Below are 17,011 nucleotides of genomic sequence, written 5' to 3'. Positions count from 1 at the left end.
GACGACGCCGCCGCGGGCCGAGTCGGCGTCGACGGCGGGGTGGACCACCGCCGCTGGCGGGAGATCCTGTTGTGCTTCGTCCTGGCCGTGGTGCTCGCGATCGTGCTGCCCGCATTGATCGGGGCGCCGTGGGGTCTGGCCCCGCTGGACCGCTACCTGCAACTGTTCGACGTGTACGGGCCCCTCGGGTGGCTGGCGATGGTCGCGTGGGTCTGCTACCTGGTGGGCCGCAGTTTCCTAGTCGCGGGCCTGCTGGCGTACTCGCACCGTGCCATCCGGGAGGTCCTCACGTTCCAGGGGTCCCGGTGGGTCCCGTGGGGCGGTCTCGTGGCGGGCCTCACGATGGGGGCCGTGGCCTTCCTCGCCGGCGGCCAGGCGGCCGCCGTGACCACCCTGTTGAGCTGCGTGCTGCTGGGCGTGATCCACGTCCGCTCCGGCGAGTCCCTGCGCGTGACCACGCTGTTCACCGTGCTCGTGTTGATCTTCGTCTGAGCGATCACCGCCTCTACTGTCTCCATGCCGGGAGCAACCCTGATCGGTTGCGCTCCGATCCCGCCGGGCCACCCGAACGGTTCGAGCATCCGGGTGCGTCTCAGCACACCGGGCTGCACCGGGCCGCCAGATGGGTTCGCCAGGCAGGTTCGAGCCACCCGGTGCGTTTCGGCGCACCGGACGACACCGCGCGCGGCGGGGCCGCGGCGTCGTACCCCTTACGAGACCTTGGTCATGGGCGCGTAACGCAACAGGAGCCGCTTCTCCTCCGCACCGAAGCGCACCTTGGCGACCGTCTTGTCCCCGGAGCCCTCCATGGCGACCACGGAACCGCGGCCGAACGCCTTGTGCTCCACCGTGTCTCCCACGCTGAGGGAAGGAATCTCCCGCTGGGGCTGCACGCGCCCGGCGGAGGCCGGTGAGAGCCTGCGGAAACTTGCCCCGGATCCGGCGCCCGCACCCCACGAGGAACCGCGCAACGGATCGCGGGCCTGGAATCCGGCGTGCACGGGCGAACCCCATCCGCCCGCGGCGCTGGCGCCCTCGCGCTTCCACTCGATCAACCGCGAAGGGATCTCGTCCAGGAACGGGCTCGCGGGATTGAATTGGGACTGCCCCCACATGGAGCGGGACTCGGCGCGCGTGAGGTACAGCCGTTTGCGCGCCCGGGTGATCCCCACGTACGCGAGGCGGCGTTCCTCCTCCATGCTCGAGGCGTCGGCGAAGCTGCGCTGGTGCGGGAAGATCCCGTGCTCCATGCCCGTGAGGAACACGACCGGGAACTCGAGCCCCTTGGCGGTGTGCAGGGTCATGAGCGTCACGACCCCCTGGGAACGCGCTTGCGCGACCTGCTCCGCGATCTGCTGGGCACTCGCGCCGCCCTCGGGTTCGGGCTGGGTGGGGATCTGGTCCGCGTCCGCCACGAGGGCCACGTGTTCCAGGAACTCCCCGAGGCCCGCGTCCGGGCGGTCCTTCTCGAACTCGCGCACCACGGCCACGAGCTCCGCGAGGTTCTCCACACGGGACTCGTCCTGCGGGTCGGTGGACGTACGCAGGGCCTCGAGGTACCCGGACTGTTCGAGTACGGCCTCGAGAACCGCGGTCACCGAGGCGCCCTGAGCGAGTTCCGCGAGATCGTCCATGAGCTGGGAGAACTTTTTGATGGCGTTCGCCGAGCGGGTGGCCAGGGCGGGTGCCTCGTCCAAGCGGTGCATGGCCTCGGAGAAGGAGATGCCTTCGCGGTCGGCGAGCGCCGCGATCGAGCCCTGGGCGCGGTCCCCGATCCCTCGCTTGGGCTCGTTGATGATGCGCCGCACGGTGATGTCGTCCGCGGGGTTCGCGATCGCGCGCAGGTAGGATATGGCGTCCTTGATCTCCTTGCGCTCGTAGAAGCGGGTCCCGCCCACCACCTTGTAGGGCAGTCCTACGCGCATCAGGATCTCCTCGAGGGAGCGCGATTGTGCGTTGGTGCGGTAGAACACGGCGACGTCGCCGGGGCGGATCCCGTGCTCGTCCTGCAGCGTGTCGATCTCCTCCGCGATGAAGCGAGCCTCTTCGTGTTCGTTCTCAGCGGCGTACCCGATGATGGGGGCGCCATCGCCTTCCGCGGTCCACAGTTTCTTGTCCCGGCGGTCCGCGTTCTGGGAGATCACGGAGTTGGCCGCGGAGAGGATGTTCTGCGTGGAGCGGTAGTTCTGTTCCAGCAGGATGGTGCGCGCGGAGGGAAAGTCCCGCTCGAAGTCCGTGATGTTGCGGATGTCCGCGCCGCGGAACGCGTAGATGGACTGGTCCGAGTCCCCCACCACCGTGAGTTCGGCCGGCGGGATCCCGGAGTCATCCGGGTGGTTCTCGGAACCGCCTCCCACGAGTTCCCGCACGAGCGCGTACTGGGCGTGGTTGGTGTCCTGGTACTCGTCCACGAGCACGTGCCGGAAGCGGCGTCGGTAGTACTCGAGCACCTGAGGGAACGCGCGGAACATGTGCACGGTCTCGCCGATGAGGTCGTCGAAGTCCATGGCGTTGGCCGCGCGCAACCGCTGGGTGTAGCCCCGGTAGACCTGGGCCACGGCGGACTCGAACGGGTCCGAGGAACTCGCGCGGGCCAGGTAGGTCTCGTCGTCCACGAGCTCGTTCTTGAGGGCGGAAATCTTGTGCTGGATGGCCTTGGGCGCGAACCGCTTGGGGTCCAACTCGTGCTGCTTGGCCACCTGGGTGATCAACCGCAGGGAGTCCGCGGAGTCGTAGATGGAGAAGTTGGTGGACAGCCCCAGGGTCTTGGCCTCGCGGCGTAGGATCCGCACGCACAGCGAGTGGAACGTGGAGATCCACATGGAGCGCGCGGACTCCCCCACGAGATCCACGATCCGCTCCCGCATCTCCGCGGCGGCCTTGTTCGTGAACGTGATCGCGAGGATCTCCCCCCGGCGGGCGCGGCCCGTGGCCAGCAAGTAGGCGATCCGGTGCGTGAGGACCCTGGTCTTGCCGGAACCGGCACCGGCCACGATGAGCAGCGGGGAACCCGCGTGCTCCACGGCGGCGCGTTGGGGGTCGTTCAGTCCCTCCACGAGTTGAGCCCCGGATGCCGGGGTGGGCTGGGAGAACTCGTCCGAGTCGGGCGCGTTCGCCGAGCGCACCGAGGCCGCGGACAGGAGGGGATTGTCAGAGAGGAAGTCCATGGTGGCACCAGTTTAGCCAGCGGTGGGGACGCCCTCACCGGCCCGTGGACAACCCCGGATCACACGTAGCGCGGTTCCAACAGGTGGCGCCCGTTGGCGTCCTCGACCCACAGGTGCGAATCCGCGACGGTGACCCGCGCCGGGGCCTGCAGCACGACGTCTTCGTCGAGGTCGTCCCCGTCCTGGTCGGGCCCGCCGTAAATGGTGAAGACCTCCCCCGCGGAGGGGTCCAAATGGCGGATGGCGTCGTTGCCGGTGTCAGCGACCACCACGGAACCGTCGTAGAGGATCTGCAGGTCCTCGGGGCGGGCGAGCTTGGCGTCCGCCGCGGGGCCGTCCTGGTACCCGGCACCGTGGCGGCCGATGACCGTGACCACGTGGGGATCGCCGTCGGGCCGGTCCGTATCGATCGCAATGTAGCGCAGCGCGGAGGAATCCTTGTCCACGAGCCACAACTTGCCGTCACCGGCCTCGGTGATCGAGACCGTGGCCGCGAACTTGGCCTGAGCGATCTTCCCGTCCCGGCGGCCGGGCTCACCCGTGCCGCCGTACTCCTGGAGGGCGTCGGTGTACGGGTCCCAGCGGAACAACTGGTTCTTGTCCGGAACGGCGGCGATCACGGCGGAGAGCTTGTGGGACCACACGATGTCCGCGATCCGCGCGCCCTCCAGGACGGAGCAGTTGATCCTGCGCCGGACCGTGGTGTGATCGGCCTCGTACAGGGTGAGTTCCGTGCCGTCACCCGCGCTCATGAGCAGTCCGTCCGGCAGGCCGATGGAGAGTTCCATGACCATCACCACCCTTCCGCAGTGCCCGCGGGGCACCTGTTCACCACCTCGTCATCGAGCGTGGTACCCGTAGTCATTCACAGTACAACCCGGGGGATAATGGGGCCATGGGTATGACCAGAGCGCAGAAGGCCAGGAAGTACGGGGAAAACGCGGGCTCCGCGAAGGCGGGGTCCTTGCCCGCTCGTGCACCCCGGGTGCGCCCCGCGAGCGTCCACGAGATGCGCCCCGGTGAGCTCGCCGCGGAACCCACCAAGGCGTCGTCGGCCGGGATCCTGGTGGGCGTCGCGTTCTTCGTGGGTGCCGCGCTGTGGCTCTACTACCACCTGCTCGTGCTGCAGGGCGTCTCCGGAAACCTTGCCGGCGGCGTCACCGCACCCGAACTCATGGCCGGCGGTTTCTCCCAGGGCCACCTCGCGGACTTCGCCCGCGGCCTGGGCGCGGACGGCCGCACCGAGTACGAGGGCGTGCACGCGACCACGGGGCTCTTCACTCCCCTTCTCATGTGCCTGGGCTGGCTGCTGTTCACCGGGCTCAACACCCCGCAGCGCGCCCGCAAATGGGTGTACTGGGCGGTCATCCTGGTCTACGCGGTGGTCTTCCTGGTGGGCAACACCGTGCTCGACGCCGCCGTGGCCGACCCCGCGGACGCGTCCGCCGTGGCACTCGCCTCGGGGCTCGTGATCGCGCGGTGGGTGTTGTTCGCTCTGCTCGTGCTGATCGCCGTGATCGTGGCGGTATCCGTGACGCGCCGCAAACTCGACGACTTCTCCGAGGGCAAGCTGCCGGGCCAGCGCCCGCGCGCCTGAGCTCGGGGATACACCCTCGCGCTTCCCCACGCCGCGATTCAACTGAGCTGACGTAGGTCACAGGGCCACGGGCTGCTTGTACTCCACTCATACATCCCCGTTGATGTGCGGGGTCGGCCATCCTCACCGAGCGGGCGGGTTTCGCTGGGCGGGTCGGCCGGTTGTGGGAATGCACTGCGGGAATGACGACGTCCCGCCCGATATCGGGCGGGACGTCCTCGGTGCCCCCGATTGGATTCGAACCAACGACACCGGCTTTAGGAGAGCCGTGCTCTATCCCCTGAGCTACGGGGGCAACACTGCACCACTGTATCGGCGGCGCGTTCCCCCCGCGAGTTGAGAGCACATTGGAACAGCGCACAATGGAGCCATGACCGTCTACATCGATCCACCCCGATGGCCCGCGCACGGCACGGTGTTCTCGCACCTGATCTCCGACACCTCCCTGGCCGAGCTGCACGAGTTCGCCCGCGCCCTGGGGGTCTCGGAACGTGCCTTCGACCGCGACCACTACGACGTCCCCGCGCACCGCCACGCTGACGCTGTGGCCGCGGGTGCCCTCGCTGTAGACGGCAAGAAACTCGTCCGTGTCCTGATCCACAGTGGCCTGCGGGTCCCCGCACGACGCCGCCCGGCCAAGCTCGCGGTGACCCTCACGCGCCGCTGGGCGCACCACTTCCCCGAGCATCCCGACCTGGGTGCCAAGCTGCTGACCCGCTGGAGCGAACCGCACCGCGTCTACCACGGTCCTTCGCATCTGCTGAACGTACTGGAAGGCATTGACCGGCTCACCCACGGCGCCCCGAGCGCGGAGCTCGTGCTCGCCGCGTGGTTCCACGATGCCGTGTATGACGGGCAAGCAGGTCAGGACGAACGGGACTCGGCCGAGCTGGCCCGGCAACGACTGTCAGGCCCGGAGTGGCCCGCGGCCATCGGGCGCCGCGTGGCGGAGCTCGTGCTCGTGACCGTGGACCACCGCCCGGATCCGAGCGACGTGGACGCCTGTCGACTCGTGGACGCGGACCTGTCCGTGCTGGGCGGCAGCGAGAACGAGTACGAGCGGTATCGGACCACGGTGCGCCGCGAGTACGCCCACGTCCCGGAAGAGCAGTTCAGGGCGGGCCGCGCCGAGATCCTGCGCGGACTCTTGGAAAAAGACACGTTGTTCCACGATCCTCGTGCGGTGACGTTGTGGGAGGCCCGCGCCCGGGAGAACCTGGAACGGGAGATCACGCAGCTGATCGCGGCCTGAGCCGGCCTTCGAGGTCGATTGGAAGTAACGGGGGACGGAGAACTCACCGCCGCGTGGAGCTCGGGGCCGGGCTGGACGGCCACGCGGACCCGTAAGAATACCCAGCGACGTCGACCCGGCTCTCCGGTGGGTGGGTCTGCGAGGAGGGCCGACAGCGGCGTGCCGGGTCCCCGGTGGGACGGGCTCAGCTGCGGTGATCGGCGACGTCGTCGCCCGGCGCTGCGGGCGAGGTGGGCTGGGCTGCCCGGGCGGCCGCGCGGCGTCGCCGGAAGACGACCGTGGCGACCACGAGGCCGATGATGATCCCCACGCCACCGAAAACCGACAACCACATGGCGGCGTGACCCACGAACGCGGCCACTATGAACCCCACGACGATCCCCGGGATGGCACCGGCAACCATGCCCACGGCGTAGTAGGTGAATTCCTGGTCCTGCGGGGTGCGTGCGGCGGTGGAGAGATCGGAGGGCATGGCGTCCATTCTACGGGCCGCGGCTGCGCGATCGCTGGGGCCGATCCGCGATCGACGCCTGCACGACGGGGATCGGGTGCTAGGAGGGCTGAGTGATCACCGCTGCCGGTCCACGTCCGGGTTCCGGGCACGAAAAAACGTACGGACCCTGCGGTCAACAGGGTCCGTACGTTCTCTATCGCTCTCATCGGGATCGGGTACACAACCGGTCCCGACTCGACACGAGGTGTGGCGCCGCGCGGATCAGCGCTGTGCCGAACTCGATCCGGTTCAGCCGACGCGGATGAACTCGGGGCCGGAGCCCACGTAGGCGCTGGTCTTCACGGTCTGGTTACCGTTCCAACCGCCGTGGATGGCCTGGCCGTTACCGGCGTAGATGGCCACGTGAGCCATGCCGGAACCGCCGTTGGCGTAGTAGGCGATGTCACCGGCGCGGGCCTGGTCCGCGGAGACCTGGGTGCCCAGCGACTTGTAGCTGGCCGGCCAGCCGTGGTGGTTGATGCCCACGGCCTTGAGGGAGTTGGTCACCAGCATGGTGCAGTCCTGGGCCACACCGAGCTGAGCCTCGGCGGCACCCAGGATGGCCTGGCCCTTCGCGGAGCCGGACACGGAGGAGGCCTTGGCGGCGGGAGCAGCCTGAGCCTTCGCCTGGGTGTTGGACTGCGTGGTCACCTGGGTGGCGGCGGGAGCAGCCTCGGCCTTTGCCTGGGTGTTGGACTGCGTGGTCACCTGGGTGGCGGCCTGAGCCGTGGGGGCAGCCTGCGCCTTCGGGGCGGCCGGGGCCTGCGAAGCCTTGTAGGACGCAGGCTGGGCGGCAGCGGCACCCTGGGCGGGGGCGTAGTTCGGGATCACCGGGGAAGCCACAGCGGCGCGCTGCTCGGCGGCGGCCTCCTTGGCAACGGTCTGAGCGGTGGCGGGAGCGGCGTGGCGGCCCTGGGCCACCGGAGCCTGCTCGGCGACCGAGGTGACGTTCTCGGAAGCGGTCACGACGGTGGGGGCTGCAGCCGGAACGGCGGGAGCCTGCAGCGGGGTCACGTCGGCCACGGGAGCGGCCTGGACCACGGAGGGCTGAGCGGGAGCCTGAGCGGCGGGCTGCGCCTTCTCGGTCTTCGCGGCCTTCTGCTCCTTGGCAGCGTTCTCCTGGGCCTTGTCGGCCTTGGCGGCGGGCTCCGCGGAGACAGTGTTCTCGGAGGCGGGAGCCTCAGACACAGCGGCGGCGGGGGCCTGCTCGGAGGCATTCTGCGTGGCCTGCACGGACACGGTGGTCGCGAGGGCCAGACCTGAGAAGGCCGCGACGGCGGCGACGGTGCGGGCCTTACCCGCGAAGATGCCCTTGGCGGCGTGAGGAGCGGTTTCGTTCGACATTCGTGTGGTTTCCTAACACATTCGTGTCCACCCAGGGCACGGAGGTGTGCGGTGACCGGCACATACGTCAGGACGCAGCAGCGGTGCACGGATTTGGGCGGGAGATTACTTTCGATTTTCAGGTGGTTCCGGCGCGGTGTGCCGACCGAGGTCCGGGGACCCGGCCAGCACACCCGGCCGCAATGTGGCTCGGTGTGGACCGCGCATCATGCTCGGGCGCGGTGTCACCGGGTCACCGGAAGGTGTAGTAACCATCCAGCTGCATGGCATTCACGGAGTGAACCTGAGTGCCCTGCGAGGGATTGAGAGCGGAGATCATCTGGCCGTTGCCGATGTAGATCCCCACGTGGGAGCCGCCGTTCTGGGAGACCAGATCGCCGGGCTGCGGGTTGGAGGTGGGGGTGCCAGCGGCGAACTGGGCCCAGGTGGTGCGGGGCAGGTTGATGCCGTTCTGGGCGTAGACCCACTGGGTGAAGCCGGAGCAGTCCCAGGCCTTGAAGCCAACGCCGCCCCAGACGTACGCGCCGCCGATGCCCTGGTAGGCGGTGCCCACCAGACCACCCGTGGAGTGGTTCGACTGGGTGCTCACGCTGGCGGCGGAGCCCACGGTGTTGGTGGTCTGCATGGTGTACGACGCGTTGTAGGCCTGCACCGAGGAGGTGGACGCCTGGTAGCCGTAGGAAGCCGTGGAGCCCAGATCGATGAGACCGCTCGAGGCCTGCGCGGGGGCCGTGAGGCCGACCACGGCGGCACCAGCGACGACCGTACCGATAGTGGTGTTACGCACGAGGTGCGACTTCGTCTCGGCGCGGTGCCGGGCAGAGTTCTGCTTCATGAAAGACATGTGTGTTCCTCCCTGCGCCTACGAGGTGAGCTGTCGGGTTCGGATGGGAGACATCCGGCCGCACGCACCTAGGTGCCGTGCTGGCTTGACCCCAAGGACCCGTCGGATGGCAACGAGCCCGGAAGTGGTTCCCCCGCTTCTGCCATGCGGATGTTCTGTGTACGGGTCCCGGAGCGCATGGCAGAACTCGGCGAACGCTCGGGAGTGGCGATCCGACCAGTGATCGGCACGGGCATGACTGTACAGGATGGATAACGAAAATGTCACGTTTTGATTACAGCCGGTCACGCATCGGGCATCGGTCGCTATGAATCACCGTGGATTACCACGACCGTCGATATCAATCGGCCGCCTCAGCACGCCCGCCCGCTCGAAAGCCCACACCACGGAAAAGGCTCCTGACCTGCGGTGATACAGGGCTCACCCAGTGAGCGAAGGTCGAAACCGCACCGATCACCCGTGATTGTCCACACAGTCGGAAGATCACGGTCAACTTCTCGAAGATCACGGCGCGTCGCGTTCCGACGTCATCGGAAGCAACCGCGGAGAGACGCAGCGGCGATCAAGCCTCGGCGGCGGCCACCCGAATGGCGCGCGCGGTGGCGGAGTCCAGGTCCAGGGACACTCCCGAATCGACCCGGGTCACCACGACCCGGTTCTCGTCCCCGGGGTTGATCTCGGCCGTGACCCTGGAGCCCGTGAGGATGCCCGCGGAGCTGAGCATCTCGATGAGTTCCTGATCCGCCTGCACCACTTCCGGCAGCAGCCGGACCACGTACTCCGTGGAGTCCTGGGCTCCGGCGACCTCGAGCAGGGTGAGGCCGTCGAAGACCTCGGCCGCGGCACCGGTGCCGTGGTGCTCGCCCCGCCCCGGGATGGGCGTGCCGTACGGGGAGTTCTCGGGATCCCCCAGGAGGTTCACGAGCCGCTGTTCCACGCGCTCACTCATCACGTGTTCCCAGCGGCAGGCCTCCTCGTGGACGTGCGCCATGTCCAGGCCCACCACGTCCGCGAGGAGTCGTTCGGCGAGCCGGTGCTTGCGCATCACGGACACAGCGGTGGTGCGCCCGGCCTCGGTGAGTTGCAGGGAGCGGTCCGGCGCGACCGAGAGCAGGCCGTCGCGCTCCATGCGGGAGACGGTCTGAGACACGGTGGGGCCGGAGTGGTGCAGGCGTTCCACGATGCGGGCTCGCATGGGGGTGATCCCCTCTTCCTCCAGCTCCAGCACCGTGCGCAAGTACATTTCGGTGGTGTCGATCAGATCGCCGCTCATGGTTCGTCCTCAGATTTCTGCGCACCACAGCGCGCGGGTCAACGACCCCCGGTGGGGGCTGCCGTTCAGCCTAGTCTGAATGATTCAGGATAATTATAGCCAGTGGGTGTCCTGGCGGCAGGCGTCTCGAACGCGCCATCGACTCCCCGGGCGGGCACAATGGGGGACACACCCGACCGCCCGCCAGAGGAGCCTTCGTGACCAGCATGCCCGTGATCCCCCCGTCCCTGTTGCCCGCGGATGGCCGTTTCGGCGCGGGCCCGTCCCGGGTGCGGGCCGAGCAGGTGGCCGCGCTCGAACGCGGTGGCAGCACACTGCTGGGTACGTCCCACCGCCAGGCCCCGGTCAAGAACCTGGTAGCGCAGGTGCAGGAGCGCCTCGCCGAGTTCTTCGCACTGCCCGAGGGGTACGAGATCGTGCTGGGTCTCGGTGGGTCCAGCACCTTCTGGGACAGTGCGGCCTTCAGCCTCGTGTCCCGGCGCGCCGAGCACCTCAGCTTCGGGGAGTTCGGCGCCAAGTTCGCGCACGTGACGGATCGCGCACCGTTTCTCGAACCCTCCGTGGTCATCGAGGCCCCGGCCGGTTCGCGCCCCGAGGGGCCTCGCGTGGCGCCCGGGGTGGACGTCTACGCGTGGCCCCAGAACGAGACCTCCACCGGCGTCGCCATGCCCGTACAGCGCGTTCACGCGGACGACGGCGCTCTGACGGTCATCGACGCGACGTCCGCCGCGGGTGGGATGGCGGTCGACCTCTCTGAGACCGATGTCTACTACTTCTCCCCGCAGAAGAACTTCGGCAGTGACGGCGGGATCTGGTTCGCCGCCTTCTCCCCCGCCGCGCTCGATCGGGTCGAGCGCATCGCCGCGTCCGGTCGCTGGATCCCGGACGTGCTGTCCCTTGCCACGGCCGTGGAGAACTCCCGCAAGCACCAGACCTACAACACCCCCGCACTCGCGGGGCTCGTGATGCTCAACGAGCAGGCGGGCTGGCTCAACGCCCAGGGCGGACTGGACTGGGCATCCCGCCACACGGCCGAGACCTCGGGGCTCGTCTACGACTGGGCGCAACGCAGCGACGTCGCCGCCCCGTTCGTCACGCTGGCCGAGCACCGCTCCCCCGTGGTGTGCACGGTGGACTTCGACGACGCGGTGGACGCCGCCCGGATCGCGGCCGTCCTGCGCGCGAACGGCGTGGTGGACGTTGAGCCGTACCGCAAGCTCGGGCGCAACCAGTTGCGGATCGCCACGTTCGTCTCCGTACCGTCGGAGGACGTCCGCGCCCTGTTGGAGTGCATCGACTGGACCGTGGCGAACGGCCTGGACTGAGCGGACTCAGCCGCGCGACGTCGTCCCCGGCGCCGCCGTGGACGACGTCGCGAGCTGCCGTTCCCGGCGCAGTCGCCACGCGAAGCACGCGCCGATCAGCGCGCCCACGACCCCGGCGAGCACCGCCGCACCCATGCCCCACCGCGCCCCGAGCGTGTCGGTCAGCCACCCCACGGTGGGTGCGCCGATCGGCGTACCGCCCATGAAGATGGCCATGTAGAGACTCATCACGCGCCCGCGCATCGCGGGTGCGGTGGTCGTCTGGACATAGGCGTTGGCGGTGGTCATGATCGTGAGCGACGCGATGCCGCACGGGATCAGCCACAGCGCGAAAACCCACAGCGTGGGGGCGGTGGCCGCACCCAGGCACGTGATCGCGAAGGCCACGCAGCCTAAGAAGATGTAGCGCAACCGCGCCCGCGCGCGGCGGGCGGAGAGCAACGCCCCGGTCAGGGTGCCTACTGCCAGGATCGAGTTGAGGACGCCGAACTCCTCGGAGCCGCGCCCGAACACGGAACCACCCATGGCCGCGAGGAACACGGCGAAGTTCATCCCGAACGTGCCGATCATGAAGATCGTGCTCATGACCGCCACGAGGTCCGGGCGGTGGAGCACATAGCCGATGCCCTCCCGGATCTGCCCGCGTGCCCGCCGCGCGCGTGGAGCGGGACGCAACTTGGCGGCGTCGATCAGCACGATCGCGCAGATCATCGCGGCGAACGTGAGGGTGTTGATCATGAAGACCCACCCCGTGCCCACGGCGGCGACCAGCACACCGGCGACCGCGGGACCGATCAACCGCGCCGAGTTGAACGATGTGGAATTCAGGGCCACTGCGTTGGACACGTGGGTGTCCGGGACCATCTCCGAGACGAACGTCTGCCGGACGGGGGCGTCGAACGTCGCGACGATCCCCAGGCCCAGCGCGAACGCGTACACGGTGGGCAACTGCGCGACGTCCAGGAGCAACAGGATGCCCAACCCCAGGGCCAGCAGCGCCATGACACCCTGCGTGATCACAAGGATCCGGCGCCGGTCGTAGCGGTCCGCGAGCACCCCCGCGTAGGGGGCGAGCAGCAATTGCGGAACGAACTGCAGGGCCATCACCACGCCCATGGCCGTGGCGTCGTGATCGGTCAGTTCATCGAACACGAGCCATGACTGGGCGGTGCGCTGCATCCACGTACCCACGTTGGACACGAGCGCGCCCGTGAACCACAGACGGTAGTTACGGATGCGCAGGGACCGGAACATCCCCGACTCCGGGACCGCCGGCGGCGGGGTCCCGGGGGCGGCGGCCGGTCTGCTGCCTACGATGCCGCGCCGTCCTCGGCGTCTTCCGATGCAGCGTACTCGTCCTCGGTGCGGGAGGTCTCCCCATCGGTGGAGGTCTCCTCGGCGGGTGCGGTGTCATCGTCACCGGCGTGCTCGGCGTCGGCGGAGTCCTGTCCGTCGCCCGGGTGCTCGCCCCCCTCCGCCGGGGAGTCGTGCTCGTCCTGCGCCTCCTGCTCCTGGAGCGCCTGCATCCGCTCCTCCCATGGCACCCAGTCCGGGGCCAGGAGGGAATCAGGACCCGCCACGAGGCCGGTCTCGCACACGGTCACGTGCTTGCTGCGCGGGGCCCGGGCCACGGTCGCGTACCACGCCCAGCCGGGGTAGCCAGCCAGGCGACAGTCGAAGAGGTGGGTCAGCAGCCGGTCCTCGTGCACGGTGACACCGAGGTGTTCCCCCACCGAGGACGCGTCCGTCACGGGGGCCAGCACAGCCTCCCGCGCGAGATCCACCGCGCCCGTAAGCACCGGGTCCTGCTTGGGTGTGCGTGTACGCCCCGCGCGTCGCTGCGGAGCGGTCTCCGCAGTGGTCTCAGACATCGAGCTCATCCGCCACGGTGCGCAGGATGGTCGCGATCTTCTTGCCGTGCACGTGGTCCGGGTAGCGCCCCCGGCGCAGTCCGTTGGACATCCCGTCCAACAACCGGATGAGGTCCTCGGTGAGCACGGCCATCTCCTCGGGGGGCTTGCGCGTGTTGCGAGCCACGGACTGCGGCTTGCTCAGTAAGGTCGCGGACAGGGCCTGCGCACCGCGCTTGCCGTCCGCGATCCCGAAATCCATGCGGGTCCCGGGCTTGACCGTGGTGACCCCCTTGGGCAGGGCGGACGAATGCAGGAACACTTCCTGGCCGTCGTCGGTGGCCAGGAAGCCGAAACCCTTGTCTGCGTCGAACCACTTGACCTTGCCCGTGGGCACGCGGATCACCTCAGTCTCTCGTCGCCGTGTCTGCGCGGCCACCGGCGGGAACGCGGGCGGCTCGCGAAGTCAATAGTTTAGCCCTCTCATGATCGCCCCGGGCCCGGATTCAACCCACCGCGTAACCGGTCCTTGCTACCGTGAGGACCATGTCCGAACCCACCGTTCCCACCGCATCCGGCCGCACCTCCCCGAGCCCTCGCCGGGGCATGTCCCCCCTGCTCGTCGTCACACTGGTCCTCGCGTTCGTGTGCGTGCTGTCGCTGGTGGCGGTGCTCGTGGCGGCTGCCGGCGGGCACGTGATCTGGGGCGGGTTCACGGTCTTCCCCGCGATCTTCCTCCCCGTGGCCTTCCTGCTGATGTGCGTGGAACTGTTGCGGGGCGCGCGACAGCGCTCGGCCCGCTGAGGCGCGCGCAGCGGCGTCGCCGTCCTTCCAGATAACGGACGGCCGGAGAACAGAATCCATTCAGGAAACTTGGAGATACTGACGGGCGTGAACACGAAAACACCCGAAGCGAAACTGCTCGTCGTCGACGACGAACCCAACATCCTGGAACTGCTGGCCACCTCCCTGCGATTCGCGGGCTTCGAAGTGGTCACCGCGGCGAACGGCCGGGACGCCCTGCTCAAGGCCGAGGCCGAGGACCCGGACCTCGCCGTGCTGGACGTCATGCTCCCGGACATCGACGGATTCTCCGTGACCCGCAAGCTGCGCGCCGCCGGACGCCACTTCCCCATCCTGTTCCTCACCGCCAAGGACGACACCGACGACAAGGTCGCCGGCCTGACCGTGGGCGGTGACGACTACGTCACAAAGCCGTTCAGCCTGGACGAGGTCGTCGCCCGCATCCGCGCCGTGTTGCGCCGCACCCAGCCGCTCGAGGAGGAGGACTCCCGGCTGCGCGTGGACGACCTGGTCCTGGACGACGACGCCCACGAGGTCTTCCGCGGCGGGCGCGAGATCGACCTGTCCCCCACCGAGTTCAAGCTGCTTCGCTACCTCATGCTCAACCCCAACCGGGTGCTGTCCAAGGCCCAGATCCTGGACCACGTGTGGGAGTACGACTTCAACGGGGACGCCTCCATCGTGGAGTCCTACATCTCCTATCTGCGCCGCAAGATCGACAACGACCCCGAGCAGCCGTCCCTGATCCACACCAAGCGCGGCGTGGGTTACCTCTTGCGCTCGGCGGACAAGCGCCACTGAACCATTGAACGTCCTCACCCGCCGGTTCCGCTCCGCATCCCTGCGTTCCCAGCTGATGGCCCTCACGGGGCTGTTGCTGGCCATCAGCATCTCGGTGACCACGCTCGTGGCTGTGTCCGTGCTGCGCGACTCGCTCGTGACCAGCATGGACCAGGAACTGCGCGGGTCCGTGAACACCGTGGCCCCGGTGCTCACGGGAGCGCTGCAGGGTGACGTGACCACACCGGTGCCCAATTCGGGGTACCTGCTGGATCAGAACGGCAACGTGGTGGCGAGCGCTCGCAGCGGTACCGGCACGTCCCCGGACAGCTCGAGTCCAGATCTGAGCGGGATGACCCTGGACTACGTCATGGCCCACGACGGCCAGGCGGAGACCGTGGGATCCGTGGGCGTCCCCGAGCGCAAGTGGCGGGTGGTGCCCACCAAACTCACGGCGTTCGACATGTCCGTGGTCGTGGCCGAACCCCTGGACCGCACCAACGCGATCATCTCCGGCGTGGGGTTGCTGACGTTCAGCTTCGGCCTGGCCACCCTGCTCGCGGCCATGACCGTGGGCTGGGTCATGGTCACCCGGGCGTTCCAACCGTTGCGGCAGGTCGAGGCCACGGCCGCCCGGATCGCGGAGGGGGACCTCTCCCAGCGCATGGAGGGTTACAACCCCCAGACCGAGATCGGACAGCTCTCGGGCTCGCTCAACGCGATGCTCGGCCACATCGAGGACGCGTTCGACGCCCGCACCCGCTCCGAGATCAAACTGCGGCGGTTCGTCGCGGACGCCTCCCACGAGCTGCGCACCCCCCTGGTGTCGATCCGCGGGTACTCGGAGTTGTACCGCCACGGCGCGCTGCAGACGCCCGAGGACGTGGGCAAGGCCATGGAACGCATCGAGTCCGAGTCCAAGCGGATGACCCAGCTCGTGGAGGACCTGCTGACCCTGGCCCGGTTGGACGAACGCCGGGTCGCCACCACGCGACCAGTGGACCTCTTGCACCTGGCGTACGACGCCGCGTCCGACGCCCACGCCACGGCACCGGACCGCACGGTGCGGGTCGTGGGGCTGCACGACTCCCAGCCCGAGGCCGCGTGGGTGCACGGGGACGAGTCCAAGCTGCGCCAGGTCGTGGCCAATCTGATCACCAACGCCCTGCGCTACACCCCCGCGGGATCGCCGCTCGAACTTGCGGTGGGTCTGGAGAGTGCCGTGGACGGCGGGTTCACCTCCGTACTGCAGGTGCGCGACCACGGGCCCGGTATCGACCGGGAGGACGCCGAGCGCGTCTTCGAACGCTTCTACCGCGCGGATTCCTCCCGCACCCGCGAGACCGGCGGCACGGGGCTGGGCCTGTCCATCGTGGCCGCGATCATCGCCCAGCACGACGGCGCGGTGAAACTCGAGGAGACCGACGGCGGCGGGGCGACCTTCACCGTGCGGATCCCCCACACGAAACCTGTGGACGAGGACTCCGAGGACGCCTGAGTCCCCATCCCCTCCCTCTCTGGGGCGTTGTGCGGCACGAGCTGCCTAGCGTTGATCGGGCCCGGCAATCCACCGGCCACCGCATCCGCTCCAGGGAGGAAACACCATGGCCCACTTCGTCGTGGACAGTGACACCATTGCCGCCAAGTCCCAGCAGGCCCACGGGCACATCGAACGGCTCAGCTCCGAGGTCAACGGCATGAGCGCCACGCTCGCCGATCTCCAGGCCTCGTGGACCGGCACCGCCTCGGTCAGCTTCCAGGAGGCCTTCCACTCCTGGCGCTCCGCGCAGGCCCAGATGGAACAGGCCGTGGCCCAGATCAACCAGGCGCTCGCGACCGCGGGCACCCAGTACGCCGAGACCGAGGCCGCGAACGCGCGGATGTTCGCCGGGTGAGCCCGGGCTCAGACCTCCGCCGTGACCTGGTGGTACCGCAATAGCCATGGGCCCATGTCGTGGTGCTGGTCCTCGCGGACCCACACGGAACTGCGCCGGGTCACGACGGATGTCTCCTCGAGCCGGTAGCTCACGTGGTAGGCGTGCGCGCCCAGGGCCGTGACCCGCAGCTCCCGGGGCTCGCACCCTGCCGCTTCGACGATGCTCAGCACGGACTCGGGGGCTGCCGTGGCACCTCGCCGGTCCACGCACACCAGGTCGGGGTGCAGGGACTCCCCCGGTCCACCGGGAGCATTCCCGCGGCCGAGGACCGTGGCCTCACGCGCGGCCGCGTCCGAGATGAGATGCTCGGGGGTGCCGTTGGAATCCGTGGAGTCCGTGGAGTCC

Annotated in this window: 16 protein-coding genes, 1 tRNA gene, 2 pseudogenes and 1 riboswitch; of the genes and pseudogenes, 8 read left to right on the top strand and 11 right to left on the bottom strand. The window is 68.8% G+C overall.

What is annotated here, in order from left to right:
• Positions 1 to 492 (top strand): annotated as a pseudogene (locus B3I25_RS03495) (hypothetical protein); the annotation flags it as partial.
• A 218-nt stretch (positions 493 to 710) separates the two neighbouring features.
• On the opposite strand, the gene pcrA reads toward B3I25_RS03495, so the two are convergent.
• Together pcrA and B3I25_RS03485 are read right to left on the bottom strand one after the other, a co-directional pair.
• Positions 711 to 3,167 carry a DNA helicase PcrA gene (pcrA, locus tag B3I25_RS03490; protein ID WP_286737820.1) on the bottom strand — a complete coding sequence of 819 codons (2,457 nt, stop codon included), beginning with the start codon at positions 3,165 to 3,167 and terminating at the stop codon, positions 711 to 713.
• Between the two features lie 59 nt (positions 3,168 to 3,226).
• Positions 3,227 to 3,955, bottom strand: coding sequence for an integrase (locus B3I25_RS03485; RefSeq protein WP_231885634.1), 729 nt, complete (start codon positions 3,953 to 3,955; stop codon positions 3,227 to 3,229).
• Between the two features lie 107 nt (positions 3,956 to 4,062).
• Between B3I25_RS03485 and B3I25_RS03480 the strand changes: the two genes are divergently transcribed.
• Positions 4,063 to 4,764, top strand: coding sequence for a hypothetical protein (locus B3I25_RS03480; protein ID WP_286737818.1), 702 nt, complete (start codon positions 4,063 to 4,065; stop codon positions 4,762 to 4,764).
• Positions 4,765 to 4,986: 222 nt separating this feature from the next.
• On the opposite strand, the gene B3I25_RS03475 is transcribed toward B3I25_RS03480, so the two are convergent.
• Positions 4,987 to 5,059 (bottom strand) — tRNA-Arg (locus tag B3I25_RS03475).
• A 75-nt stretch (positions 5,060 to 5,134) separates the two neighbouring features.
• Here B3I25_RS03475 and B3I25_RS03470 point away from each other — a divergent pair.
• Positions 5,135 to 6,016 (top strand): DUF4031 domain-containing protein, encoded by an 882-nt coding sequence (locus tag B3I25_RS03470; protein ID WP_206399506.1) that lies wholly within the window; start codon positions 5,135 to 5,137, stop codon positions 6,014 to 6,016.
• A 184-nt stretch (positions 6,017 to 6,200) separates the two neighbouring features.
• Here the strand turns inward: B3I25_RS03470 and B3I25_RS03465 are convergent, their stop codons facing one another.
• The 4 genes from B3I25_RS03465 to B3I25_RS03450 all read right to left on the bottom strand — a co-directional run bounded on the left by B3I25_RS03465 (position 6,201) and on the right by B3I25_RS03450 (position 9,970).
• Positions 6,201 to 6,488, bottom strand: coding sequence for a hypothetical protein (locus B3I25_RS03465; protein ID WP_206399505.1), 288 nt, complete (start codon positions 6,486 to 6,488; stop codon positions 6,201 to 6,203).
• A 270-nt stretch (positions 6,489 to 6,758) separates the two neighbouring features.
• Complete coding sequence (locus tag B3I25_RS03460; protein WP_286737817.1) at positions 6,759 to 7,853, bottom strand: NlpC/P60 family protein; 1,095 nt, start codon at positions 7,851 to 7,853, stop codon at positions 6,759 to 6,761.
• 232 nt (positions 7,854 to 8,085) lie between these two features.
• A complete protein-coding gene (locus B3I25_RS03455) occupies positions 8,086 to 8,697 on the bottom strand; it encodes a C40 family peptidase (RefSeq protein ID WP_286737816.1) in 612 nt (203 codons plus the stop codon).
• A gap of 3 nt (positions 8,698 to 8,700) precedes the next feature.
• A riboswitch (cyclic di-AMP (ydaO/yuaA leader) is annotated at positions 8,701 to 8,859 on the bottom strand.
• Between the two features lie 400 nt (positions 8,860 to 9,259).
• Positions 9,260 to 9,970: a metal-dependent transcriptional regulator gene (locus tag B3I25_RS03450; protein ID WP_064847209.1), complete on the bottom strand. Its 711-nt coding sequence runs from the start codon at positions 9,968 to 9,970 to the stop codon at positions 9,260 to 9,262.
• 206 nt (positions 9,971 to 10,176) lie between these two features.
• Between B3I25_RS03450 and serC the strand changes: the two genes are divergently transcribed.
• Complete coding sequence (gene serC / locus B3I25_RS03445; protein WP_286737955.1) at positions 10,177 to 11,295, top strand: phosphoserine transaminase; 1,119 nt, start codon at positions 10,177 to 10,179, stop codon at positions 11,293 to 11,295.
• Between the two features lie 6 nt (positions 11,296 to 11,301).
• Here the strand turns inward: serC and B3I25_RS03440 are convergent, their stop codons facing one another.
• From B3I25_RS03440 to B3I25_RS03430, 3 genes are read right to left on the bottom strand one after another with little or no spacing between them, the layout of a single operon-like run.
• Entirely contained in the window at positions 11,302 to 12,549 is a 1,248-nt protein-coding gene (locus B3I25_RS03440; RefSeq protein WP_085107044.1) for an MFS transporter, read from the bottom strand.
• A 56-nt stretch (positions 12,550 to 12,605) separates the two neighbouring features.
• The gene (locus tag B3I25_RS03435) at positions 12,606 to 13,166 is read right to left on the bottom strand and encodes a DUF3027 domain-containing protein (protein ID WP_241181033.1); all 561 of its coding nucleotides are present in this window, start codon (positions 13,164 to 13,166) and stop codon (positions 12,606 to 12,608) included.
• Complete coding sequence (locus tag B3I25_RS03430) at positions 13,159 to 13,542, bottom strand: cold-shock protein (RefSeq protein WP_098054966.1); 384 nt, start codon at positions 13,540 to 13,542, stop codon at positions 13,159 to 13,161. Before B3I25_RS03430 ends, B3I25_RS03435 begins: the two co-directional genes overlap by 8 nt.
• A gap of 149 nt (positions 13,543 to 13,691) precedes the next feature.
• Between B3I25_RS03430 and B3I25_RS03425 the strand changes: the two genes are divergently transcribed.
• From B3I25_RS03425 to B3I25_RS03410, 4 genes are all read left to right on the top strand, one after another.
• On the top strand, positions 13,692 to 13,949 hold the full coding sequence (locus B3I25_RS03425) for a hypothetical protein (protein ID WP_098054951.1): 258 nt from the start codon (positions 13,692 to 13,694) through the stop codon (positions 13,947 to 13,949).
• Positions 13,950 to 14,036: 87 nt separating this feature from the next.
• Positions 14,037 to 14,750, top strand: coding sequence for a response regulator transcription factor (locus B3I25_RS03420; RefSeq protein ID WP_035963961.1), 714 nt, complete (start codon positions 14,037 to 14,039; stop codon positions 14,748 to 14,750).
• A gap of 4 nt (positions 14,751 to 14,754) precedes the next feature.
• Entirely contained in the window at positions 14,755 to 16,227 is a 1,473-nt protein-coding gene (locus B3I25_RS03415) for a sensor histidine kinase (RefSeq protein WP_179861285.1), read from the top strand.
• Positions 16,228 to 16,333: 106 nt separating this feature from the next.
• Positions 16,334 to 16,624 (top strand): WXG100 family type VII secretion target, encoded by a 291-nt coding sequence (locus tag B3I25_RS03410; RefSeq protein ID WP_286737811.1) that lies wholly within the window; start codon positions 16,334 to 16,336, stop codon positions 16,622 to 16,624.
• 8 nt (positions 16,625 to 16,632) lie between these two features.
• Here the strand turns inward: B3I25_RS03410 and B3I25_RS03405 are convergent.
• Positions 16,633 to 17,011, bottom strand: a pseudogene (locus B3I25_RS03405) (ribonuclease HI); the annotation flags it as partial.

Source organism: Kocuria sp. UBA1838 (genome assembly GCF_002338785.1).
Taxonomy (GTDB): domain Bacteria; phylum Actinomycetota; class Actinomycetes; order Actinomycetales; family Micrococcaceae; genus Kocuria; species Kocuria marina.
Note: the sequence above shows the minus strand (reverse complement) of the source record. Positions and strands in the feature narration are given on the sequence as shown.

Coding starts and splice junctions, on each gene's coding strand:
- pcrA (WP_286737820.1), bottom strand. CDS start 3,167: ATGGACTTCCTCTCTGACAATCCCCTCCTGTCCGCGGCCTCGGTGCGC.
- B3I25_RS03485 (WP_231885634.1), bottom strand. CDS start 3,955: ATGGAACTCTCCATCGGCCTGCCGGACGGACTGCTCATGAGCGCGGGT.
- B3I25_RS03480 (WP_286737818.1), top strand. CDS start 4,063: ATGGGTATGACCAGAGCGCAGAAGGCCAGGAAGTACGGGGAAAACGCG.
- B3I25_RS03470 (WP_206399506.1), top strand. CDS start 5,135: ATGACCGTCTACATCGATCCACCCCGATGGCCCGCGCACGGCACGGTG.
- B3I25_RS03465 (WP_206399505.1), bottom strand. CDS start 6,488: ATGCCCTCCGATCTCTCCACCGCCGCACGCACCCCGCAGGACCAGGAA.
- B3I25_RS03460 (WP_286737817.1), bottom strand. CDS start 7,853: ATGTCGAACGAAACCGCTCCTCACGCCGCCAAGGGCATCTTCGCGGGT.
- B3I25_RS03455 (WP_286737816.1), bottom strand. CDS start 8,697: ATGTCTTTCATGAAGCAGAACTCTGCCCGGCACCGCGCCGAGACGAAG.
- B3I25_RS03450 (WP_064847209.1), bottom strand. CDS start 9,970: ATGAGCGGCGATCTGATCGACACCACCGAAATGTACTTGCGCACGGTG.
- serC (WP_286737955.1), top strand. CDS start 10,177: ATGCCCGTGATCCCCCCGTCCCTGTTGCCCGCGGATGGCCGTTTCGGC.
- B3I25_RS03440 (WP_085107044.1), bottom strand. CDS start 12,549: ATGTTCCGGTCCCTGCGCATCCGTAACTACCGTCTGTGGTTCACGGGC.
- B3I25_RS03435 (WP_241181033.1), bottom strand. CDS start 13,166: ATGTCTGAGACCACTGCGGAGACCGCTCCGCAGCGACGCGCGGGGCGT.
- B3I25_RS03425 (WP_098054951.1), top strand. CDS start 13,692: ATGTCCGAACCCACCGTTCCCACCGCATCCGGCCGCACCTCCCCGAGC.
- B3I25_RS03410 (WP_286737811.1), top strand. CDS start 16,334: ATGGCCCACTTCGTCGTGGACAGTGACACCATTGCCGCCAAGTCCCAG.